The sequence below is a fragment of the Haematobacter sp. genome (assembly GCF_032102465.1).
GTDB lineage: Bacteria > Pseudomonadota > Alphaproteobacteria > Rhodobacterales > Rhodobacteraceae > Haematobacter.
In genome coordinates this window covers 15,658-36,774 of sequence record NZ_DAMDHB010000001.1, presented here as the reverse complement: position 1 = coordinate 36,774, position 21,117 = coordinate 15,658, and the positions used below count along the sequence as shown (strand labels likewise).

The following is a 21,117-nucleotide window of genomic DNA, read 5'->3' as shown; positions in this document are numbered from 1 at the left end:
GCAAGGGGGTCAACGAAGCGCGGCGATCAGGAGGGAAAGCGCGTGTTCCACGGTCGCGCGCCGCACGTTGGAACGCCCGATCGCGCCGAATTCCACGGTTTGCGTCCGCGTGACCCCATCGCCCGCCAACCCGAAGCAGACCCGCCCCTCCGGCTTGTGCTCGCTTCCGCCCGGTCCCGCGATGCCGGTGACGGAGACGGCGAGGGTGGCGTTGGAGCGGGCAAGCGCGCCCTCCGCCATTTCCGCCGCAATCTCCTCCGACACAGCGCCATGTGCGGCGAGCGTTTCGGGACGGATGCCCAGCATCTCCACCTTGGCGGCGTTGGAATAGGTGATGAAGCCGCGGTCGAAGATATCGGAGGAGCCGGGCACTTCAGTGATGGCGCCGCCGATCAACCCGCCGGTGCAGCTTTCCGCCGTGGCTACGACCGCCCCCCGCGCGCGTGCTGCCGCCAGAAGCCCGGCGGCCGCTGCGGGAATGGCGTCTTCGCCGCTCATCGCATCAGAACTCCGTGCGCCAGCGCGGCGAGGATCATCACCAGAATGCCCGCGAAGATCCCGGCGAGCAGGTCGTCCAGCAGCACGCCCCATGCATCTCCCCGCCGGTCCGCGCGCCCGATCAGCCAGGGCTTCCAGATATCGAACAGCCGGAATGCAAGGAACGCTCCCAGCCAGCCGGGGTAGGGGAAGCGCCAGCTGTCGAGCCCCATCATCCAGAACCCGAAGGAGGGGGCGAGCAGGGCCAGCCATTGCCCCGCCACCTCGTCGATCACGATCTCGGACGGATCGCCGCCGCCCATCTCCGGCAAGGCGGCGCTGATGGACCACCTTGCCACCGCGATAACGGCAAGGGTGGCCAGCAGCAGAAGCGGGAAGCTGCCCAACCCGTGGATCAGCACCCCCACCGCCACGGCGGCAAGCGAGGCCCATGTGCCCGGCGCCAAGGGAATGTATCCCAGCCCGAACCCGGTGGCGACGAGGCGCGCCGCGCTCATGCCTTCACCAGCGTTGCCGTGGCGAGCGCCGCGATCCCTTCGCCCCGGCCGGTGAAACCCAGCCGTTCCGAGGTGGTGGCCTTGATGCTGACCCGCTCCGCCTCCAGCCCCATGATCCGGGCCATTTCCGCCTGCATCCGCGGGGCATGCGGGCCGATCTTCGGCGCCTCGCAGACGATGGTCACGTCCGTATGGGTAAGCGCGAATCCCCGCTCCCGCGCCAGGGCGGCGGCATGGGCAAGAAAGATTTCCGAGGCCGCGCCCTTCCACTGCGGGTCGGTTGGGGGGAAGTGGCGGCCGATATCGCCCTCCGCCAGCGCGCCGTAGATCGCATCCGTCACCGCATGCATCGCCACATCGGCATCGGAGTGACCTTCCAGCGCCTGATCGAAGGGAATGCGGATACCGCAGAGGACCACGCCGTCGCCGTCGCGGAAGCGGTGGACATCGTAGCCGTTGCCGGTTCGGATGTCGGGAAAGGGTGCGGGATGTGTCACGCCTGCTGTCTCCCTCTGCGCCAGAAGGCGCGCGGCACGGGCGAAGTCGCCCGGATGGGTGATCTTGATATTGTCCTCATCGCCTTCGACGATCATCACGTCAAGGCCCGCGGCCCGCGCCACCTCCACATCATCGGCGGCGCCGCCCGGATGACGGTCGTGGGCGGCACGGATCGCGGCGAAGTCGAATGCCTGGGGGGTCTGCGCCCGGTAAAGGCTTGCCCGCGGCACTGCCTCCGCCACCCGGCCCTCCACCCCGCGCCAGAGCGCATCCGTGACGGCAAGGCCCGGCGCGGCAGCCCGCGCGCCGCTTTCCAGAGCGGCAATCAGCCGGGAGACAAGGTCAGGAGAAACCAGCGGCCGCGCCCCGTCATGGATCAGCACATGGCGCGGCGGCCGCTCCGCCAGCAGCGCCAGCCCGGCCCGGACGGAGGCGTCACGGCTCTCGCCGCCCGGCGTCATGGTTACCCCATCGCGGAGCAGGGTCTTGGCCAACGCCATGTCATCGCGGTGAATGACCAGCACGATCCGCGCAATTCCCGCCCGCCTGAACGCTTCCACCGTATGCGAAAGCACCGGACGACCGTCGAGAGGCTGCCACTGTTTCGGCATCTCACCGCCTGCGCGGGTGCCGCGACCCGCCGCCACGATCAAGGCCGCGACATCTTCTCCAGCGCCTGTTGCAGCCGCATTTGCCAGCACGTTACGCCTCCATTCACTCCTCTTTGCTTACGGTGAAGGCCGTCGGGTGGCAACGGCGCGGCGTGATCGGGCAGTTAGCTTAAAAATTGTGCATAATTCCGCATTCAGCACCTCCCTCCCCAAGGTCGTGGCGGGGTGCGATTGCAAAGCGGGAAGGCGCGCTATACCTGCAAGCTTGACGCACAAGGATTAGGCAGTTGACGATTCAGGTAGCGACTCTGACGCTCCACCCTCCGGTCTTTCTGGCGCCGCTCGCCGGGATCACCGACCTGCCGTTCCGCCGAATCGTTCAGGGGTTCGGCGCGGGGCTGGTGGTATCCGAAATGGTGGCTTCGCAGGAGGTCGTGCAGGCCAAACCCTCCGCGCGGGCAAGGGCGCGGGCGGAACTGGGGATCGGCGACGGCGTGACTTCCGTGCAGCTTGCGGGGCGGGATGCCTACTGGATGGCGGAGGCCGCGCGCTACGTGGAGGATTGCGGCGCCGCGATCATCGACATCAACATGGGCTGTCCGGCGAAGCGGGTGGTGAACGGCTGGTCGGGGTCCGCGCTCATGCGCGACCCGGATCATGCGCTCCGGCTGATCAAAGCGGTGGTCGGCGCGGTGAAGGTGCCGGTGACGCTGAAAACCCGGCTCGGTTGGGATGATGCGCTGCTGAACGCACCCGACATTGCGCGGCGGGCGGAAGCCGCAGGCATCCGCATGATCACCATCCACGGTCGGACGCGATGCCAGTTCTACAAGGGGCAGGCGGACTGGGCCGCCATCCGCCGCGTGAAGGAGGCCGTTTCGATCCCGGTGATCGCGAACGGCGATATCGTGGATACGGCGACCGCTGCCGAGGCGTTGAAGCTGTCAGGGGCGGATGGCGTGATGGTCGGGCGGGGCGCGCAGGGGCGGCCCTGGCGGCTGGCGCAAATCGCTGCCGCGCGCTTCGGCACGGCGGCACCGGTTGTGCCCTGCGGGGCAGCGCTGGCCGATCTGGTCGCGAAGCATCATGAGGCCATGCTGTCGTTCTACGGCACCGAACTGGGTCTGCGCGTCGCGCGGAAGCATCTAGGCTGGTATCTGGACGAGGCCGGCGCCCCCGCTGTCCTCCGCCGCGAAATCCTGACGGCGGAGGAGGCAGGGCGCATTCCCGCGCTGCTGCGGCTCGCCTTTGTGGAGCAGGGCAGGCAGGCCGCATGATACCTGAATCGACCATTTCCCCGCCCGCCGGCCTTTGGGCCGCACTACCCATTCCCGGTCTGGTCATCGATCAGGATGACCGCATCTGCGACATGAACCCCGCGGCGGAGGAGTTCCTGAACCTCTCCGCCCGGAACAGCCGCGGACAGCCGTTGTTCGAGCGCGTTTCCATCGACGCGCCCATGGAGGAGGCCTTCCGCCGGGTCCGGGGCGGGGAGGTCGCGATGACGCTGAACACCGTCGATGTCGGCACGGGAGAGCGCGCACCGGTTTCGACCACGCTCTACCTCTCCGCGCTGCCCGAAGCGGGGGCGGATGCCATTCTGCTGCTGCTCTCCCCCCGTGAACTGGCTGACAGGCTGGGTCGTGCGCAATCGGTGAAGTCGGCGGCGAAATCGGCGATCGGGATGTCGGAGATGCTGGCCCATGAGATCAAGAACCCGCTCGCAGGCATCACCGGCGCGGCGCAGCTTCTATCCATGAACCTCTCGCCCGAGGATCAGGAACTGACGGACCTGATCGTGGAGGAAAGCAAGCGCATCGTGAAGCTTCTGGAGCAGGTGGAGCAGTTCGGCAACCTCCGCCCGCCGGAGCTTCAGGCCGTCAATATCCACGACCTGCTGGACCGCGCGCGGAAATCCGCGCTGGTCGGCTATGCCGCGCATATGATGATCGAGGAGGATTACGACCCCTCGCTCCCCGATACCTATGCCGATGGCGACCAGCTTCTTCAGGTGTTTCTCAACCTGCTGAAGAACGCTGCCGAAGCCTCCGGCAGCCGCGCGGGCAGGATCAGGCTGCGCACCTTCTACGACGCCGCGCTGCGGATCCGCCGTGCAGATGGCACGCCCCGCCGCCTGCCCTTGCAGGTGGAGATCATCGACGACGGTCCCGGTCTGCCGCCCGCCATCGCGCAGGACATCTTCGAGCCGTTCGTGAGCGGGAAGGAGAACGGCACCGGCCTTGGTCTCGCGCTCGTTTCAAAGATCGTTTCCGATCATGACGGCTGGATCGCCGTCGATTCGGTTCCCGGTCGCACCGTATTTCGCATCTCGCTTCCCATCGCGCCCCCCACCGCGCCGAAGCACCCGGAGGATGAATAACCCATGGATGGTACCGTTCTTGTCGCCGACGACGACCGCACGATCCGCACAGTCCTGACGCAGGCGCTGACGCGGGCGGGCTGCAAGGTCCACGCCACATCCTCCCTCATGACGCTGATGCGCTGGGTGGAGGAGGGGAAGGGTGATCTGGTGATCTCCGATGTCATCATGCCCGACGGCGACGGGCTGGAGGCGCTGCCGAAGATCTCAAAGGAGCGTCCCGGCCTCCCGGTCATCGTCATCTCCGCCCAGAACACCATCATGACGGCGATCCAGGCGGCGGAGGCGGAGGCGTATGACTATCTGCCGAAGCCCTTCGACCTGCCGGATCTGATGAAACGCGCCGCCCGGGCGCTGGAGACGAAACGGCGCGCCCCCGCCCGCAAGGCGGAGGAGCGGGAGCAGTCCGACGATCTTCCGCTGGTCGGGCGGACGGCGGTGATGCAGGCGCTCTACCGGCTGGTGGCGCGCGTGATGAATACCGATCTGCCGGTGCTCATCACGGGTGAATCGGGCACGGGCAAGTCGCTCATCGCCCGGGCCATCCACGATTTCTCCGACCGGCGGATGCTGCCCTTCGTGGTGGCCGGGGCCGCCGAACTCGGCTCGCCGGAAGGGCCGGCCTCGATCCTCGCCCGCGCCCGCGGCGGTTCCATCGTCTTCGACGAGGTATCCGACTATGACGACGAGGCGCAGGGGCGGATCGTGCGGATGCTGGACAGTCTTGGCGAGAACGCCCCCCGCATCATGGCGACCAGCCAGGCGGACCTGATGCAGCGCATGGAGTCGGGAGCGTTCAGGCAGGATCTCTACTACCGGCTCGGCGGTGTGACGATCAACGTGCCCGCTCTGCGCGAGCGGGTGGACGACATTCCGTTGCTGGCGGAACACTTCCTGAGCCGGGGGGAGCGGGACACCGGCGCGCTGCGCCGTTTCTCTCCCGACGCCATGGAGGTGATTCGCACCTACTCATGGCCGGGTAACGTGCGGCAGCTCGAAAACACCATCCGGCGTCTGGTCGTCACCAGCACGGAGGAGGAGATCGCGCGGGGGGAGGTCGATGCCGTATTGGGTAACCAACCCTCCATGGAGCCGCTACGCGCCGGAGGTGAGGGGGAGCGGCTCTCCGCCTCCGTGGGCAAGCATCTGAAGCGGTATTTCGACCTGCACGGCGGGACGCTGCCGCCGCCCGGCCTCTATCAGCGCATCCTCAAGGAAGTCGAAATCCCGCTGATCGAGATCGCGCTCGACGCAACTGCCGGAAATCAGGCGAAATGTGCCGACCTGCTGGGCATTAACCGCAATACCTTGCGCAAGAAGATCACCGACCTTGATATTCGCGTGACACGGAGGCGGAAGCTGATGTAAAACGGCAACATAATGTGGCCCGCCGGTTTCACGCCGGGAGAAGGCCACTCATGTTGGCGGATCCGCGAGAGCGGCGAATACCGAGGGGGAACCGTGCAACGCACGGCTCGTAGCAGCGCGTCCTGGGCGGCAAGGCTTGCCCATCTGCGCCGGCAGCGCCGGGTGCAGAACCTCGCCACTCTTGGATTGGTGATCCTCGGGCCCGTGCTGGCCTGGCTCACGCTTTTTGCGTTGGGACCATTGGAGCAAGGCACGGGATCGACCGGGCTGCGGCTCGTCCTGCTCGCCGATCTTGTCTATACGCTCGTCGTGGCGGCGCTGGTCGCGCAACGCGTGGCCCAGATGGTGGCGGCGCGGCGGGCCCATTCTGCCGGGTCGCGGCTGCACCTGCGACTCACCGGCGTTTTCGTCGTCGTGGCGCTGGTCCCGACCGTGCTCGTCGCGGTCTTTGCCATGCTGACGGTCAACGTGGGGCTTGAGGGGTGGTTCTCCGACCGGGTGCGGAACGTTCTTTCCACCTCCCTCGCCGCAGCCGAAGCCTATGAAGACGAACATCGCCGCGACCTTGTGGAGGATGTGGAGGCGCTGGCGGGCTACCTGAACGATTTCCGCCGCCGGACCCTTCTTCCCTCCGACGGGACGCTCCGCGAGGTACTGACACAGGGTCAGGGCCAGATCCAGCGGGGCATCCGCGAGGCATATGTCATCGACGGTGGCGGAGAGCTTAAGGCGCGGGGCGAACGCTCCTACCTGTTCGACTATGAAAAACCCACCGACGATCAGCTGCGCCGCGCCTCGGAAGGTGAAACGGTTGTCATCGAAGACTGGAACAACAACGAATTCCGCACTCTGATCGCGCTCGACCAATACGTGGACCGCTATCTTTACGTTTCGCGGTCGGTGGACGGGCAGATCCTCAGCCTGCTCGACGATACGAAGCAGACCGTCGGCCTCTACCAGCAGCTCGAGCGGGACAGGGGGCGGCTGCTGTTCGAGTTCGGCCTGCTCTACGTGGGGTTCGCCGTCATCCTGCTGCTCGCGGCCATCTGGCTCGGCCTGTGGTTCGCGGAGCGTCTGTCACGGCCGGTCGGGCGGCTGGCCGGGGCTGCGCAGCGCGTCGGGAGCGGGGATCTCGACATTCATGTGCAGGAAGAACCGGGGGACGACGAAATCGCCATGCTGGGCCGGGTGTTCAACCAGATGACCCGCCAGCTCAAGGTCCAGCGCGAGGCGCTTCTGGATGCCCACCGCAGCACCGAGGAGCAGCGGCGCCTTTTCGACTCCGTGCTCCGATCGGTGACGCCGGGCGTGATCGGCATGGATGCGGAGGGGCGGGTGCTGTTTCTGAACCGTTCCGGTCAGCGGCTTCTGGAGCTTTCCTCCGCCCCGGAAGGGCAGGAACTCGCCCTTTCCGTGCCGGAGTTCGGCACCCTGCTGGACAGGCTGCAACAGGGCGGGGCGGAGACCGTGCAGGAGCAGATCCCCGTCAGCCGCTCCGGGCGCCTGTTCCAGCTTCTGGTCCGCATCGCGATCCGGCGGAACTCGGACGGTGCGCTCGAAGGCTATGTGGTGGCTTTCGACGATGTCTCGGATCTCGTCTCCGCGCAGCGGATGGCGGCCTGGGGGGATGTCGCCCGCCGCATCGCGCATGAGATCAAGAACCCGCTCACCCCCATCCAGCTTTCCGCCGAGCGCATCCGCCGCCGCTTCGGACGGCAGATGGAGGAGGAGGATGCGGCCACGCTCACCCAATACACCGAAGTCATCATCCGGCAGACCGGAGACCTGCGGCGGATCGTGGACGAGTTCTCCAAATTCGCCCGCATGCCGGAGCCGGATCGTCGGGAGCAGGACCTGACGAAGCTCGTGCGCGACGCGGTGGTTCTGCAACAGAACGGCCAGCCCGGCGTGAACATCTCCGCGACGTTGCCCGATCATCCGGTGGCGATGGATGTGGACGCGACCATGCTCTCGCAGGCGCTGACCAATCTCATCAAGAATGCGGGCGAGGCGATAGAGACACTGGTGGAGGCGGGCGCGCCGGAGGGGTATCGGCCGGAAATCCGCGTCTCGCTTGAAGATACGGCGGAAGGCGCGGTCATCCGCATCGCCGATAACGGCGCGGGTCTGCCGGAGGACCGGGGCAGGCTCTTTGAGCCTTACGTGACGACGCGGGACAAGGGCACGGGGCTCGGCCTTCCCATCGTCAAGAAAATCGTCGAGGAGCATGGCGGCACGCTCGCCCTTCTCGACGCGCAACCCTTCTCGGAAGGGGCGCATCGCGGCGCGCTGGCGGAAATCCGGCTGCCGCGGCTCGTACGGACGGACAGCGTCCGCAGCACTCTCGTAAAAACCAAAGAACGGGCCGCAAACGGCTGAAAAGGGGTAGGACGATGGGCGACATACTTGTTGTGGACGACGAAAGGGACATCCGCGAACTGGTCGGCGACATCCTGCGGGACGATGGGTTCACCGTTCGGCTCGCCTCCAATTCGGATGAATGCATGGCGGAGCTGAACCGGGAGGCACCGGCGCTCATGATCCTCGACATCTGGCTGAAGGACAGCGGGATGGACGGGATCGACATCCTGAAGACGGTGAAGCGCAACAACCCCGACATTCCCGTCATCATCATCTCCGGCCACGGCAATATAGAGATCGCCGTGGCTGCGATCCGGCAGGGCGCCTACGACTTCATCGAGAAGCCCTTCAACATCGACCAGCTCATGGTGGTGGTGCAGCGCGGGATGGAGGCGTCGCGCCTGCGGCGGGAGAACGCGGACCTGCGGCGAAAGGAGGTGACGGGCGGTGAGATGCTGGGAAGCTCCGCCGCCTTCCGGGGGCTGAAATCGCAGCTCGACAAGGTGACGAAGTCGAATGGGCGCGTGATGCTGAGCGGCCCCGCCGGCTGCGGCAAGGAGGCGGCAGCGCGCTTCATCCATACCGGCTCGAACCGTGCCTCGGCCCCGTTCGTCACCGTATCCTCTGCCGGGATCGAACCGGAACGCATGGAGGAAGTGCTTTTCGGGCGCGAGACGGAGCGGGGAGTGGAAACCGGGCTGCTCGAACAGGCCCATGGCGGCGTGATCTATTTCGACGAAGTTGCTGACATGCCCGTCGGGACACAGTCGAAGATCCTCCGCGTGCTGACGGAGCAGCAGTTCACCCGGGTCGGCGGCGCGGCGAAGGTGCGGGTCGATCTCCGCGTCATCTCCTCCACCACGCGGAACCTGAAGGGAGAGATCGGGGCCGGGCGCTTCCGGCAGGAGCTTTTCGACCGGCTGAACGTGGTACCGATCGTCGTGCCCTCGCTGGAGGAGCGGCGCGAGGATATCCCCGAACTCGCCGCCTATTTCCTCAGCCAGCTTCACAAGACCCAGGGCCTGCCGAACCGGCCGCTGTCGGAAGATGCCGCCGCGCTGCTCCAGACGATGCCGTGGCCGGGCAACGTCCGGCAGCTGCGGAACGTGCTGGAGCGGATCCTCATCCTCTCCGAAGGCTCGGGCCCCATCGAGGCGCGCGAGGTGCCGTCGCGCAACGAGGGGCAGGGCGGTGAGGGACGTGTCGCGCTCTCCGGCGCGCTGGCCACGCTGCCGCTCCGCGAGGCGCGGGAGCTGTTCGAGCGGGAATACCTGCTGACCCAGATCAACCGCTTCGGCGGCAATATCAGCCGCACGGCCAATTTCGTGGGCATGGAGCGGTCGGCGCTGCACCGCAAGTTGAAGTCGCTCGGCGTCGTCAACACCAAGGGCGGCGGTCGCGGGGCCGATGAGGATGAGGACGATGAGGTTCTGAACGCGGCGGAGTAGCTGCGCCACGCTCTGCAACGCGGGGCGGGGCGAAAGCCTCTGCCCGGTTGACGGGCGCGGCAGGCTCTGCAACCTAGCCAATGGAATGAGCGGGAGCCAGCGCGATGAAGGTCATCATCTGCGGAGCCGGGCAGGTGGGCTGGCAGATCGCGCGGCAGCTTGCCGGTGAGCGCAACGACGTGACGGTGGTGGACAGTAACCCCCAGCTCATCGCGCGCATTTCCGACACGCTGGAAGTGCGGGGGCTGGTGGGCTACGCAAGCTATCCCGATGTGCTGGACCGCGCCGGGGCGCGCGATGCCGACATGGTGATCGCCGCGACCCATTCGGACGAGGTGAACATGGTTGCCTGCCAGGTGGCGCATTCCGTGTTCAATGTCCCGCGCAAGATCGCCCGTGTCCGGGCGCAGAGCTATCTCGACCCGGCCTATGCCGATCTCTACCGCCGCGACCAGTTGCCCATCGACGTGGTGATCTCGCCCGAGCGGGAGGTGGCGGAGGCCGCGCTACAACGGATCGCTGCGCCTTCCGCCTTTGACACCGAGAGCTTCTTCGGCGGCAAGGCTCAGCTTCTGGGCATCGCGATCAGCGAGGACTGCGCCGTGCTCAACACGCCGCTCCGCCAGCTTTCCGACCTGTTCCCGACGCTCGGTACCATCATCGTCGGCGTCCGGCGGGAGGATCGGCTCTTCGCCCCGGAGGCGGAGGATCAGCTTTTCCCCGGCGATCAGGTCTATGCCTTCACCGACACCAAGGATGTGGACCGCACGCTGGAGGTCTTCGGCAAGGTCGTCGCGCCGCAGGAACGCATCGTGATCCTCGGCGGCGGGGCTGTCGGGCTGACCGTGGCGCGCAAGCTGGAGGCGGGGGCCAACCGGGTGCGCGTCCGCATCATCGAACGGGACCGGGAGAAGGCGGAGACGGCCGCTGACATGCTGCAGCGGACCATCGTGCTGAACGGCGACGGGCTGGACGCAGAACTCATGCGCGAGGCGGGGGTGGACAAGGCCGATGCCATCGTCGCGGTGACGGATGATGACAAGACGAACCTTCTTGCCTGTGTGCGGGCGAAGGCGGAGGGCGCAAAGCTCGCCATCGCGCTCATCAACGATCCCAGCATGGCGCAGCTCATGCCCGCGCTGAACATCGACGCCTACATCAACCCGCGCGCCACCACCGTCTCCTCCATCCTGCGGCACATCCGTCACGGGCGGGTGCGGGCGCTCTATTCCATCGGCGACTCGGAGGCGGAGATCATAGAGGCGCAGGTGCTCTCCACCTCTCCGCTCGCAGGCAACATGATCCGGGAGATCGAGTTTCCGGAGGGCGTGCTGGTCGGCGGCATTCTGAGGGCCGGGCGCTACATCAAGCCCGACAGCAAGACCCGGCTGGAGGAGGGGGACGTGATCGCCATCTTTGCGCTGACCCCGGACATCCCGCAGGTGGAGCGGCTGCTCCAGGTGTCGATCGACTTCTTCTGATGGAACGGCTTTTCGCGCTGCCGCTGTTCGTCCCGCTCACGGCTTTCGGGGGGCTGGCGATGTATGTGCCCGCCGCTCACGCGCTGGCGTTTCGGAACCATGGGGTCGCGCGGGCCTTCTTCTACAGCGGCACGATGGTGCTGTTCGTTACGGGTCTGATCGCGCTGGCGCTTTCCGGGCGACGGTTCGGGACCGCGTCGCGGAGCCAGCTTCTCCAGCTTCTTCTGGCCTATACCGCCTTTCCGCTGATCCTCGCTCTGCCCTTCGTGGAGGCCGTGGGGAATACGAGTTACGCGAACGGCTGGTTTGAAATGGTGTCGAGCTTCACCACCACCGGCGCCACGCTCTATGACGCGGGCCGTCTAGCTCCCTCTCTCCATCTCTGGCGGGCGATGGTGGGCTGGATGGGCGGGTTCTTCGTCCTCGTCACGGCCTTTGCAGTGCTGGCGCCCATGAACCTTGGCGGGTTCGAGGTTCTCAACCCCGGATCGGTGGGATTTTCGGGCAAACAGGGACCGGCCGGCATCGCGGTGGCAGACCTGCCGGAGCGGCTCTTGCAGCAGATCAGACTGCTGCTCCCGGTCTATGTGGGGCTGACCGCGGCGCTCGGCCTTCTTCTGGCGGCGGCAGGGGATACGACGCTGGTCGCGATTTGCCATGCGATGTCCACCCTCTCGACCAGCGGCATCAGCCCGCTTCCCCCCGGTTCGGCCACTCCCTCCGGTCGGTGGGGAGAGGCGGCGATCCTGCCGTTTCTTCTTTTCGCCCTGTCCCGCCGGACGATGCCGCTCGGCCGGGCGTCACGCCAATCCTTCCCCTTGTCGGCCGACCCGGAGTTCCGTCTCGGCGTGGCGGCAGCCATCATTGTTCCTCTGGTCATTCTGGGCGTACTCATCGCAGAGGCGGTCAGGCGGGATATGGTTCCGGGATTGGGAGAGGTTCTTTCCGCCTTATGGGGTGCCGGCTTTACCGGATTGTCCTTCCTCACCACCACCGGCTTTCGGAGCGCGGACTGGATCGCGGGCCCGCTCTGGCAGGGGATGACCGCGCCGGGCTTGTTTCTCGTCGCGCTCTGCCTCATCGGCGGAGGGGTCGCCACGACAGCGGGCGGCGTGAAGATCCTGCGGATCTACGCGCTCTACCTCCACGGCCAGCGGGAGATGGAGCGGATCCTGCATCCCCATTCGCTTGGCGGCGGCGGCCCTTTCAAGCGGCATCTGCGGCGGGAGGGCGCCTTCATCGCGTGGCTGTTCTTCATGCTCGTCGCGCTCTCGCTCGCCGGGATGGTATTGATCCTGACGCTGACAGGTCTGGGGCTGGAGGAATCGATCATCTTCTCCATCGCTTCCATCACCACGACCGGCCCTTTGCTGGGGATGGGCACCCACGCCCCGCTCAGCGTGGCGGCGGTGGATGGTTGGGCGCGGCTGGTGATGGCGGGGGGCATGGTGGCGGGCCGGATGGAGATTCTGGCTCTCATCGCGCTTGTCGCGCCGGGCACATGGCGGCAATAGTCGGAAATTGGGGCTGGAATCTCCCTCCGCCTGCCATCATAATCTTGTGAGGACGAGGGCCGGTTCCGCCGCAGGCCGCAAGACCAATAACAGAAAAACAGGGTTTACCCATGGCCGCCGATAAGCAGAACCTGCAGGACGCTTTCCTCAATCACGTCAGGAAGGCCAAGATCCCCGTGACGATCTTTCTGATCAACGGCGTGAAGTTGCAGGGCGTCATTACGTGGTTTGACAATTTCTGCGTGCTTCTGCGCCGGGACGGTCAATCGCAACTCGTGTACAAACACGCGATTTCCACGATCATGCCCGGTCAGCCGATCAGCCTTTATGAGGGTGAGGACTGATTTCCGACGAGCAATCCACCCACAGCGCGCCTACGCGCGCCTATGTGGTTCATCCCGATATCAAGGGTTCCGCGAGCGGCCGTGAGGGCGGTGACCGGCTTCCCGAGCACAGGCTTGCGGAGGCCGTGGCACTCGCCGCGGCCCTGCCGGGACTTGATGTGGTCGGCGCGGACGTTGTCCGGCTGCCGAAGGTTGCCCCGGGCAAGCTTTTCGGCTCCGGTAAGGTCGAAGAGCTGGCCGAGCTGTTCAAGGCGGAGGAGATCGGCCTCGTCCTCATTGACGGGCCGGTCACGCCGGTGCAGCAGCGCAATCTCGAGAAGGCCTGGGGGGTAAAGCTCCTTGACCGGACGGGGCTGATTCTCGAAATCTTCGCCGATCGCGCCCGTACGCGGGAAGGGGTGTTGCAGGTCGAACTCGCCGCGCTCTCCTACCAACGCACCCGTCTGGTCCGCGCCTGGACCCACCTTGAGCGGCAACGCGGCGGGCTCGGATTCGTCGGCGGGCCGGGGGAGACGCAGATCGAGGCCGACCGCCGCGCCATCGACGAGGCCGTCACCCGCATTCGCCGCCAGCTCGCCAAGGTCGTCAAGACGCGCGAGCTCCACAGGGCCGCACGGCGCAAGGTGCCCTATCCCATCGTGGCGCTGGTAGGGTATACGAACGCAGGAAAATCCACCCTGTTCAACAGGATGACGGGCGCAGAGGTGTTGGCGAAGGACATGCTTTTCGCCACGCTGGATCCGACGATGCGGGGCGTGACGCTGCCATCCGGACGGGAGGTGATCCTTTCTGATACGGTCGGTTTCATCTCGGATTTGCCGACGCAGCTCGTCGCGGCTTTCCGTGCCACGCTGGAAGAGGTGCTGGAGGCCGATCTGATCCTCCATGTCCGCGATATTTCTCATCCCGAAACGGAGGCGCAAAAGGCCGATGTTGAGGGGATCCTCGCGGAACTCGGTGTGCGGGAGGAGGTTCCCATGCTGGAGGTCTGGAACAAGATCGACCAGCTTTCGCAGGAGCCGCGAGAAGTGGTGGAGGTGCTTGCGGCGCGCACGCCCGACGTCTTCGTTGCTTCCGCCCTGACGGGAGAGGGGCTTGGCCCGTTGCTTGCGGCCGTCTCCGAACGGTTGAGCGAGGAACGGACGGTGCGCGATCTCGTGCTTCCCTTCGAGGACGGCCGCCGCCGCGCCTGGCTTCATGAGCAGAACGTGGTGGAGAGCGAGGCGCCGGGAGAGGATGGCTGGCACGTGACAGTCCTCTGGACAGCCCGGCAGCGCGCCCGATACGACGCTCTCTGACAGGCGACCGGGACAACCGGTGGAGCGCGCTTCACGCTCCCCCACTTGCGCCATGCATGTGGCGTGGTGGCTGGTCTGGCTATCTACGTTGCCAGAACTCACCCGAGCCTGAGATAAACGGGGCCTGACGAAAGGCCCGGCTGGTGGAAGCAGGATCACCCCTCGCTGCAGGAGCCGACCCGCCCGCGTGACGGAGCGGCGCGGTGACGTGCCAGCTACCTGTGCATATTACGATCCGATGAAGCCGCAACGGGAGGCCGGTTGGCCGTAAGGCAAATCGCCGGCGCAGAACTGGCGGGACAAGCGGTCGGCTCAAGGGGGTGTAATGGTCAGGGGGAAGTCTGGGTATATGCCGATGCCCAACACATTCATCCTGATGCGCATCAGTCGGGTGAATGTCATGTCGATAGGTCACCCCTATCTATGGATCGAGTTCGCGAGGAGGATCTTATTGTCGCGTTTTCTCTCCTCGTTCGACAACCCCGGAGGTCTCTGGTCCCGGTTAACTTCTCAACCCCGTTGCCCCTTTGCAAGGGACCGCGCCGATTAGCAGGGTGCTGAAAGAGTATTCCGAGGCTGCTCCGGGGCGGAAATCTTACCTACATGGTTGAAGAACTGCCCGGAAACCGCAGGTTCTGGCTGGTAACCAGACCGATTTCCTGGTTTTCGCCGCAAGGCCGGGTAGACCCATGACTTTGTCAGCAGCCGATTAGATCAGCGCGCCGGGGCTGCTCACCGCGGCCCGTCCGGAGACGCCGGAACTTTCCCTTCGGGATGGCCGGATCATCTGACTGTTCATCCCATGCATATTCATCAGAACCATGCCCCACGTGACATCAGCCAGATCGAACCGCACCATCCTCACGTCCCGCTGTCGGCAAATTAAGGCCTACCCAACACCCCTGTGTGGGATCGACGCGCAGCCTCCGGTGCAGCGCAACCGGTGTCTTGTGAAAGCGGCGCACCCCAAAGGTAGCGATGCCGCTAGAAGCGGATCTCCAACCTGTCCCCAATGTCCACGCTGATACGCCGCTGCTGCCGGGCGGCTTCCAGCGGTGCGAGCAGGAACTGAACCTGCGCGGCACCGAGTTCCGCGGTCTGGCCGGGCTTTTGAAGGCAGGCCCAGTGGCTCTCCTCTATCCGCATCCTGTCCCCTTCGGCGAGCAGAAGCCATTCTCCCTCCTGACGAACCTCTATCCGCCCGCCGCGCGGCAGGGCCGTCTCGAGGCATTGCAGGAGGAGGAGGGCAAGCTTTACTTCCTGCCGGGAGGTGCTTGCTGCCAGCCAGTCAACCTGAATGCGGCCCTGGCCCCACAGCCCCTCAACTATCTCCCGCAATTCGCCGGGGGCCACGCTCTGTTCCGCGCCCGCCATGCCATAGGCAATGCGGAAGAACCGGATCCGGGCGTTTGCGTGGGCGACACTGTCCCCGATGAGAGACATTTCCTCCCCCGCCGGATCACCAGTCATGCGCAGAAGCTCAAGCCCATTGCCGATCGCGCCCAGCGGACTGATAAGATCGTGACAGATGCGCGAGCCGATCAGCGCGCCAATATCGGGGGTGTCATGGGTCATGGTCTTTCCAATCGGCTTTGGGGGCGTCGATGAGCGGTGTGGCAAGCCTTCTGGAGCCGGGCATGCTCGTCCGTCATCCGAATGCCCCGGAGTGGGGTCTGGGACAAGTGCAGTCGAATATCGGCGGCCGCGTCACCGTGAATTTCGAACATGCGGGCAAGGTTGTCATCGACGCGTCCCGTGTGGATCTCATTCCCGTATTCGACGGGGGGCACTGACGCCACTCTCCCCCATCTCCGTTAAGAAACGGTTACCGGATCGTGATTTGCAGACCATGGGCCCCTCCCTCGGACTTGTCACCTCGTGGGGCAGGCCATAGACAGTCATGAACAGGACGGAGACGCCCATGCAAAACGCGCCTCTCGCCAGGACGGGATCGCAATTCTCCGTCCGGCTGGCCAGCACGCCGCAGGATATCCGGGACGCGCAGCGGCTCCGATATGAAGTCTTCGTGGCAGAACTGGGTGCCACTGGGCCGCTGGTCGATCATGAGGACCGGCTGGAATGTGACCGCTACGATCCATTCTGCGATCACCTCCTGCTTTTCGACGATGCGAAGGGGCGCGTTGCGGCGGTCTATCGGCTGCTCCCGGGGGAACGGGCGGAGCTGGCGGGCGGTTTCTACACGCAGAACGAGTATGACCTCGCGCCCCTGCTTGTCTCCGGGCGGAAGCTCCTGGAACTGGGCAGGTCCTGTGTCCATGCGGATTATCGCGGGAGCGCCGCGATGTTCGTCATGTGGAGCGCGCTTGCGGACTATGTCATGGAGCGGGGGATCGAAATTCTCTTCGGCACGGCCAGTTTCCACGGGACAGATGTGGACGCCCTCGCGCTTCCGCTCTCCTGGCTCCATGCCCATCACCTCGCACCGGAAGCCCTCCGCGTGCAGGCATGGGGCGCGCCGGCGCAGCCGATGGACCTGATCCCGGTGACGCCGGATGACAAGAACCGCGCGATTGCCGCGATGCCGCCCCTCATACGCGCCTACCTCCGGCTCGGCGGTGTTGTGGGCGAGGGCGCATGGCGGGATGCGGCCTTCAATACGACGGATGTCTGCCTCATCGTTGACACCACGCATATGTCTGCACAGCATCGCGGCTACTATACCCGCGGCCGGGGGCAGCCTGCGTGAGTCGAACCTGGCAGCCCGAGGAACCGCCGCCCGCGCTTAACCGCCCCGACATGCGCGGGTGGATCAGGGTGATCTGCCGTGTTGTGCCGATGGTAGCCATCACCTTTCCGGCGCTCTTGTTCATCCTGATGGTCCGGCTCGTGGAACGCCCCCTCGCCCGCGGGGGGCGTCCGGTGACCGCACGGATCAAGCAGGTCATCTGCCGTATCGATCTGGCGCTGCTGGGTATCTCCTTCACCCGCCGCGGACAGCCGATGACGGGTGCCGGGATCCTCGTTGCCAACCATTCCTCCTGGCTCGACATCCTCGTGCTGGGCGCGAGTGCGCCGGTGACCTTCGTCTCCAAGGATGACGTTGCGGACTGGCCCGGTATCGGCCTGCTCGCGCGGGGGACGGGCACGATGTTCATCACCCGCGATCCGAAGCTCGCCGCTCAGCAACGCGATGAGTTGGCGCATCGGCTGGCGGAGGGGGAGCTGATGCTTTTCTTCCCCGAAGGTACCAGTTCCGACGGGCGCCGCATTCTGCCCTTCAAGCCCGCGCTCTTCGAGTCGCTCTTTCTTCCCGGCCTGCGCGAGAAGTTGCAGGTGCAGCCGGTGTCGGTTCGCTACCACGCGCCGGGGGGCGAGGATCCGCGCTTTCATGCCTGGTTCGGCGACATGGATTTCGGCCCGCATGCGCTGAGCGTTCTGGCTGCTCCGCGCGGTGGGGCGGTGGAGGTGGTCCTGCATCCGCCGGTCCGGGTGCGGGATTTCGACGGGCGCAAGAGCATCGCCGCCTGGAGCGAAACCGCCGTGCGCGACGGTTCCCGCCCGCGGGCCTGAGGTGCTGGCAAAGAGCCGAAATCCCGGCTATAGCGGCTCACGTTTCAGGAGCCCGCGATGCAAGACCAAGATCAGGACCGGCCGCAGCTTTATCTCGTGACCCCCCCGGACTTCGAGGTGGAATCCTTCGGTCCGCGACTCGCTGCCGTTCTGGACGGGGCGGAGGTCGCCTGCCTGCGGCTGGCCCTCGTCTCCCGCGATGAGGACCGTGTGGCCCGCGCCGCCGATGCGCTGCGCGAGATCGCACATGTGCGGGACGTCGCTTTGGTAGTGGACCGGCATGTCGGACTGGTGGAGCGGCTCGGGCTTGACGGTGTGCATCTGACCGACGGGGCGCGGGGCGTGCGCAAGGCGCGCGAGACGCTGGGCGCGGACGCGATCGTGGGCGCCTTCTGCGGTGCGTCGAGGCATGACGGGATGACAGCGGGTGAGACGGGGGCCGATTACGTCGCCTTCGGCCCGGTCACTGCGGGCGGTCTTGGCGATGGCACGGTGGCGGAGCGGGAGCTTTTTGCCTGGTGGTCCGAGATGATCGAGGTTCCGGTTGTGGCGGAGGGTGGCCTGACGGTCGATCTGGTCCGCGATCTTTCCCCGGTGACCGATTTCTTTGCGGTGGGAGAGGAAATCTGGCGGGAGGAGGATGCGCTGGCGGCCCTCCGCCGTCTGCTGGCCCCCATCGGCTGATTATTTCGGCGGCAGGCTGTCCGTGAAGCGGATGGCCTGCGCCAGAAGTTCCCCGCGGATCGCGTCATCCCCCGCCGCCTCGTCCCCAAGCAGGACGATCCCGCCAAGCGCCCGCATCCTGCCCATCTGAAAAGGCGAGACTCCGGGAAGAGCCAGCGCCACTGGCGCTGCCGTCTTGCCGACGCGGTAGAAAATCCCGCGCGAGATCAGCCCTGCCACCATGTTGCCCTGCCGGAAGAATGCCAGCCCGCCGAACATCCGCCGCTCGCCGAAATGGCCGAACGGCTCCATGTCCTCGCGCAGCAACTCTTCCAGCCCCGTTTCCCACGCCATGGCCGATCCTTGCCATTCACCCATGTGAAGCGTATCAGGCCGCGTTCCCGAACGGAAAGGCCGATGACAGAAGCTCGCCCCGCATTCATCCTCGTGCGCCCGCAGATGGGTGAAAACATCGGCGCCGCGGCGCGTGCGATGCTGAACTTCGGTCTGGACCGCATGCGCCTTGTTGCGCCGCGCGATGGCTGGCCCAATCCCAAGGCTGTTGCGATGGCAAGCGGAGCGGGGCGGGTCCTGGACAATGCCACGGTATTCGACACGGTCGAGGCGGCGATCGCCGATTGCACCCATGTCTATGCCACCACGGCGCGGAGCCGAGAGCTCACCAAGCCGGTGCTGACGCCGGAGCAGGCGATGGCCGAGGCGCGCGCGATCACGGCGGCGGGCGGGCGCGTGGGCGTTCTCTTCGGGCCGGAGCGGGCGGGGCTGGAGAATGCCGATGTCGTTCATGCCAACGCGATCATCACCGTACCGGTCAACCCGGAGTTTCCCTCGCTGAACCTCGCGCAATGCGCGCTGCTGACCGGCTATGAATGGGCGCGGCACGGGGAAGCTCCCCCGCTGCGCGAAGCGATGGGCGAGCGCGCGACATCCGGGGATGTGGCGCGGCTTGGCGAGCATTTCGAGGAACGTCTGGATGCGGCGGGCTTCTTTTTCCCGACGGACAAGGCCGCGCATATGCGGATGAACCTGCGCAACATGCTCTCCCGCCTGCCGCTCACACGGGCGGATGTGCAGACCTTCCACGGAATGCTGCGCCAGTTCGGTCGCAGGATGGGCGGGTAGGAGCGCGCCGCGAAAGGCACGCTCCCCCTTTGTCAGCCCTTCAGTTCGGCCGCAGTTTCGTCCAGCGATTTGGAGAAGCGGGCGATCATCTCATCCACCTGCGCCTCGGTGATGATGAGCGGCGGGCAGAAGCAGATCGAATCGCCGATGGCGCGGTTGATGAGGCCGTTCTCGGCGCTCTTGCGGGTGTAGATCGCGCCCGCCTTGCCCACGGGATCGAACTTCGCCTTGGTCGCCTTGTCGGCCACCAATTCCACTGCGGCAATCAGCCCTACGCCACGCACCTCGCCGACCAGCGGGTGATCCGCGAACTCCCGCAGACGCTTCTGCATATAGGCGCCGACCTTTTCCGCATTGGCGACGAGACCGCGCTCCTCGATGATCTTCAGGTTCTCGATGGCGACCGCCATGGCGACCGGATGGCCGGACGCGGTATAGCCATGCCCGAAGGCGCCGTTCTTCTGCGAGCCGTCCGCGATGGCCTGATAGATCGCATCCGTCAGCATGATCGCCGCCAGCGGCTGGTAGGAGGAGGTGATCTGCTTGGACAGCACGAGGAAGTCCGGCTTGATTCCGTAGTATTCGCAGGCGAATGTCTTGCCGGAGCGGCCGAAGCCCATGATGACCTCATCGGCCACCAGCAGGATGTCATATTTCTTCAGGACCTTCTGGACCTTCTCCCAGTAGCCCTTCGGCGGAACCAGAACACCGCCCGCGCCGATCACCGGCTCGCCGATGAAGGCGGCAACCGTTTCCGGCCCTTCCGCGAGGATCATGTCCTCGATCTCCTGCGCCAGACGGTCGGAGAACTGCTCCTCCGTCTCGCCTTCCTCGCCGAAGCGGTAGAAATGGGGGGTCGTCACATGCTTCATCTGCGGCAGCGGCAGGTCGAAGTCCTTGTGGTTGATCGGCAACCCGGTGAGCGAGGCGGAGGCCACGGTGATCCCGTGGTAGCCGTTCTTGCGGGCGATGATCTTCTTCTTCTCCGGGCGGCCCAGCACGTTGTTGTAATACCAGATCATCTTGACGACGGTGTCGTTCGCCTCGGACCCGGAGTTGGTGTAGAACACCCGCGTCAGGTGTTCCGGCGTCATCTTCACCAGCGTTTCGGCAAGGTCGATGGCCGGCTCGTGCGACTTGGAGGAGAAGATGTGGTAATAGGGCAGGGTGGACATCTGCCGTTGTGCGGCCTCCACCAGACGTTTTTCGCCAAAGCCCACGGCGACGGACCACAGCCCGGCCAGCGCCTCGATATATTCCTTGCCCGCGTCGTCATAGACATGGATGCCGTCGCCACGCGAAATCACCATCGGGCCGTTCTGCTCGTGCATCCGGGCGTTGGTGTTCGGATGGAGGAGGTATTTGACATCGCGCGCGGCGAGAGAATTCGGAAGCGTGTCCATGATGCGGAACCCTGTCTATGACTCACCCGCGCCGGTTGACGTGGGCTCGGCGCGAAGCGTAGCGACTTCCAGACGATCT

General features: G+C 65.7%; 20 protein-coding genes. 14 read left to right on the top strand and 6 right to left on the bottom strand.

Annotation, left to right across the window (positions count from 1 at the left end):
* Nucleotides 1-9: 9 nt before the first annotated feature.
* The 3 genes from RT513_RS00195 to RT513_RS00185 are packed head-to-tail and all read right to left on the bottom strand — an operon-like array spanning nucleotide 10 to nucleotide 2,194.
* Nucleotides 10-498, bottom strand: a complete 489-nt coding sequence (locus RT513_RS00195) for a CinA family protein (protein WP_088213767.1) — start codon at nucleotides 496-498, stop codon at nucleotides 10-12.
* Nucleotides 495-995 (bottom strand): phosphatidylglycerophosphatase A, encoded by a 501-nt coding sequence (locus RT513_RS00190; RefSeq protein ID WP_290687915.1) that lies wholly within the window; start codon nucleotides 993-995, stop codon nucleotides 495-497. The genes RT513_RS00195 and RT513_RS00190 overlap by 4 nt, the downstream gene beginning before the upstream one ends.
* Nucleotides 992-2,194: a bifunctional 2-C-methyl-D-erythritol 4-phosphate cytidylyltransferase/2-C-methyl-D-erythritol 2,4-cyclodiphosphate synthase gene (locus tag RT513_RS00185; protein ID WP_313533426.1), complete on the bottom strand. Its 1,203-nt coding sequence runs from the start codon at nucleotides 2,192-2,194 to the stop codon at nucleotides 992-994. Before RT513_RS00185 ends, RT513_RS00190 begins: the two co-directional genes overlap by 4 nt.
* A gap of 197 nt (nucleotides 2,195-2,391) precedes the next feature.
* Between RT513_RS00185 and dusB the strand changes: the two genes are divergently transcribed.
* From dusB to hflX, 9 genes are all read left to right on the top strand, one after another.
* Nucleotides 2,392-3,381, top strand: coding sequence for a tRNA dihydrouridine synthase DusB (gene dusB, locus RT513_RS00180; RefSeq protein ID WP_290687913.1), 990 nt, complete (start codon nucleotides 2,392-2,394; stop codon nucleotides 3,379-3,381).
* Nucleotides 3,378-4,484, top strand: a complete 1,107-nt coding sequence (locus RT513_RS00175) for a two-component system sensor histidine kinase NtrB (protein WP_088213764.1) — start codon at nucleotides 3,378-3,380, stop codon at nucleotides 4,482-4,484. Before dusB ends, RT513_RS00175 begins: the two co-directional genes overlap by 4 nt.
* 3 nt (nucleotides 4,485-4,487) lie before the next feature.
* On the top strand, nucleotides 4,488-5,852 hold the full coding sequence (locus RT513_RS00170; RefSeq protein ID WP_290687911.1) for a response regulator: 1,365 nt from the start codon (nucleotides 4,488-4,490) through the stop codon (nucleotides 5,850-5,852).
* Between the two features lie 93 nt (nucleotides 5,853-5,945).
* Nucleotides 5,946-8,231: a PAS domain-containing sensor histidine kinase gene (locus RT513_RS00165; RefSeq protein ID WP_290687909.1), complete on the top strand. Its 2,286-nt coding sequence runs from the start codon at nucleotides 5,946-5,948 to the stop codon at nucleotides 8,229-8,231.
* Between the two features lie 14 nt (nucleotides 8,232-8,245).
* Nucleotides 8,246-9,661, top strand: coding sequence for a sigma-54 dependent transcriptional regulator (locus RT513_RS00160; RefSeq protein WP_290687907.1), 1,416 nt, complete (start codon nucleotides 8,246-8,248; stop codon nucleotides 9,659-9,661).
* A 104-nt stretch (nucleotides 9,662-9,765) separates the two neighbouring features.
* Entirely contained in the window at nucleotides 9,766-11,142 is a 1,377-nt protein-coding gene (gene trkA / locus RT513_RS00155) for a Trk system potassium transporter TrkA (protein WP_088213761.1), read from the top strand.
* Nucleotides 11,142-12,656 carry a potassium transporter TrkG gene (locus RT513_RS00150; RefSeq protein ID WP_290687904.1) on the top strand — a complete coding sequence of 505 codons (1,515 nt, stop codon included), beginning with the start codon at nucleotides 11,142-11,144 and terminating at the stop codon, nucleotides 12,654-12,656. Before trkA ends, RT513_RS00150 begins: the two co-directional genes overlap by 1 nt.
* A 110-nt stretch (nucleotides 12,657-12,766) precedes the next feature.
* The gene (gene hfq / locus RT513_RS00145; RefSeq protein WP_035705913.1) at nucleotides 12,767-13,000 is read left to right on the top strand and encodes an RNA chaperone Hfq; all 234 of its coding nucleotides are present in this window, start codon (nucleotides 12,767-12,769) and stop codon (nucleotides 12,998-13,000) included.
* On the top strand, nucleotides 13,000-14,298 hold the full coding sequence (gene hflX / locus RT513_RS00140) for a GTPase HflX (RefSeq protein ID WP_409518389.1): 1,299 nt from the start codon (nucleotides 13,000-13,002) through the stop codon (nucleotides 14,296-14,298). Before hfq ends, hflX begins: the two co-directional genes overlap by 1 nt.
* A gap of 984 nt (nucleotides 14,299-15,282) precedes the next feature.
* Here hflX and RT513_RS00135 read toward each other — a convergent pair.
* The gene (locus tag RT513_RS00135) at nucleotides 15,283-15,873 is read right to left on the bottom strand and encodes a histidine phosphotransferase family protein (RefSeq protein ID WP_290687901.1); all 591 of its coding nucleotides are present in this window, start codon (nucleotides 15,871-15,873) and stop codon (nucleotides 15,283-15,285) included.
* Nucleotides 15,874-15,902: 29 nt separating this feature from the next.
* Here RT513_RS00135 and RT513_RS00130 point away from each other — a divergent pair, with 29 nt between their 5' ends.
* The 4 genes from RT513_RS00130 to RT513_RS00115 all read left to right on the top strand — a co-directional run bounded on the left by RT513_RS00130 (nucleotide 15,903) and on the right by RT513_RS00115 (nucleotide 18,513).
* Nucleotides 15,903-16,091 (top strand): DUF3553 domain-containing protein, encoded by a 189-nt coding sequence (locus RT513_RS00130; RefSeq protein WP_290687899.1) that lies wholly within the window; start codon nucleotides 15,903-15,905, stop codon nucleotides 16,089-16,091.
* 128 nt (nucleotides 16,092-16,219) lie between these two features.
* Nucleotides 16,220-17,005, top strand: coding sequence for a GNAT family N-acetyltransferase (locus RT513_RS00125; RefSeq protein ID WP_290687897.1), 786 nt, complete (start codon nucleotides 16,220-16,222; stop codon nucleotides 17,003-17,005).
* Nucleotides 17,002-17,829: a 1-acyl-sn-glycerol-3-phosphate acyltransferase gene (locus RT513_RS00120; protein WP_290687896.1), complete on the top strand. Its 828-nt coding sequence runs from the start codon at nucleotides 17,002-17,004 to the stop codon at nucleotides 17,827-17,829. The genes RT513_RS00125 and RT513_RS00120 overlap by 4 nt, the downstream gene beginning before the upstream one ends.
* Nucleotides 17,830-17,886: 57 nt before the next feature.
* Entirely contained in the window at nucleotides 17,887-18,513 is a 627-nt protein-coding gene (locus tag RT513_RS00115; RefSeq protein WP_290687894.1) for a thiamine phosphate synthase, read from the top strand.
* Here the strand turns inward: RT513_RS00115 and RT513_RS00110 are convergent, their stop codons facing one another.
* A complete protein-coding gene (locus RT513_RS00110; protein ID WP_290687892.1) occupies nucleotides 18,514-18,846 on the bottom strand; it encodes a TfoX/Sxy family protein in 333 nt (110 codons plus the stop codon).
* A gap of 63 nt (nucleotides 18,847-18,909) precedes the next feature.
* Here RT513_RS00110 and RT513_RS00105 point away from each other — a divergent pair, with 63 nt between their 5' ends.
* On the top strand, nucleotides 18,910-19,635 hold the full coding sequence (locus RT513_RS00105; protein ID WP_290687890.1) for an RNA methyltransferase: 726 nt from the start codon (nucleotides 18,910-18,912) through the stop codon (nucleotides 19,633-19,635).
* Nucleotides 19,636-19,667: 32 nt separating this feature from the next.
* Here the strand turns inward: RT513_RS00105 and RT513_RS00100 are convergent, their stop codons facing one another.
* Entirely contained in the window at nucleotides 19,668-21,038 is a 1,371-nt protein-coding gene (locus RT513_RS00100) for an aspartate aminotransferase family protein (RefSeq protein ID WP_290687888.1), read from the bottom strand.
* Nucleotides 21,039-21,117: the final 79 nt, after the last annotated feature.

Excerpts from the sequence above, each read along its gene's own strand:
- RT513_RS00195 (WP_088213767.1), bottom strand. The coding sequence starts at position 498 with ATGAGCGGCGAAGACGCCATTCCCGCAGCGGCCGCCGGGCTTCTGGCG.
- RT513_RS00190 (WP_290687915.1), bottom strand. The coding sequence starts at position 995 with ATGAGCGCGGCGCGCCTCGTCGCCACCGGGTTCGGGCTGGGATACATT.
- RT513_RS00175 (WP_088213764.1), top strand. The coding sequence starts at position 3,378 with ATGATACCTGAATCGACCATTTCCCCGCCCGCCGGCCTTTGGGCCGCA.
- RT513_RS00170 (WP_290687911.1), top strand. The coding sequence starts at position 4,488 with ATGGATGGTACCGTTCTTGTCGCCGACGACGACCGCACGATCCGCACA.
- RT513_RS00160 (WP_290687907.1), top strand. The coding sequence starts at position 8,246 with ATGGGCGACATACTTGTTGTGGACGACGAAAGGGACATCCGCGAACTG.
- trkA (WP_088213761.1), top strand. The coding sequence starts at position 9,766 with ATGAAGGTCATCATCTGCGGAGCCGGGCAGGTGGGCTGGCAGATCGCG.
- RT513_RS00150 (WP_290687904.1), top strand. The coding sequence starts at position 11,142 with ATGGAACGGCTTTTCGCGCTGCCGCTGTTCGTCCCGCTCACGGCTTTC.
- hfq (WP_035705913.1), top strand. The coding sequence starts at position 12,767 with ATGGCCGCCGATAAGCAGAACCTGCAGGACGCTTTCCTCAATCACGTC.
- RT513_RS00135 (WP_290687901.1), bottom strand. The coding sequence starts at position 15,873 with ATGACCCATGACACCCCCGATATTGGCGCGCTGATCGGCTCGCGCATC.
- RT513_RS00130 (WP_290687899.1), top strand. The coding sequence starts at position 15,903 with ATGAGCGGTGTGGCAAGCCTTCTGGAGCCGGGCATGCTCGTCCGTCAT.
- RT513_RS00125 (WP_290687897.1), top strand. The coding sequence starts at position 16,220 with ATGCAAAACGCGCCTCTCGCCAGGACGGGATCGCAATTCTCCGTCCGG.
- RT513_RS00115 (WP_290687894.1), top strand. The coding sequence starts at position 17,887 with ATGCAAGACCAAGATCAGGACCGGCCGCAGCTTTATCTCGTGACCCCC.
- RT513_RS00110 (WP_290687892.1), bottom strand. The coding sequence starts at position 18,846 with ATGGCGTGGGAAACGGGGCTGGAAGAGTTGCTGCGCGAGGACATGGAG.
- RT513_RS00105 (WP_290687890.1), top strand. The coding sequence starts at position 18,910 with ATGACAGAAGCTCGCCCCGCATTCATCCTCGTGCGCCCGCAGATGGGT.
- RT513_RS00100 (WP_290687888.1), bottom strand. The coding sequence starts at position 21,038 with ATGGACACGCTTCCGAATTCTCTCGCCGCGCGCGATGTCAAATACCTC.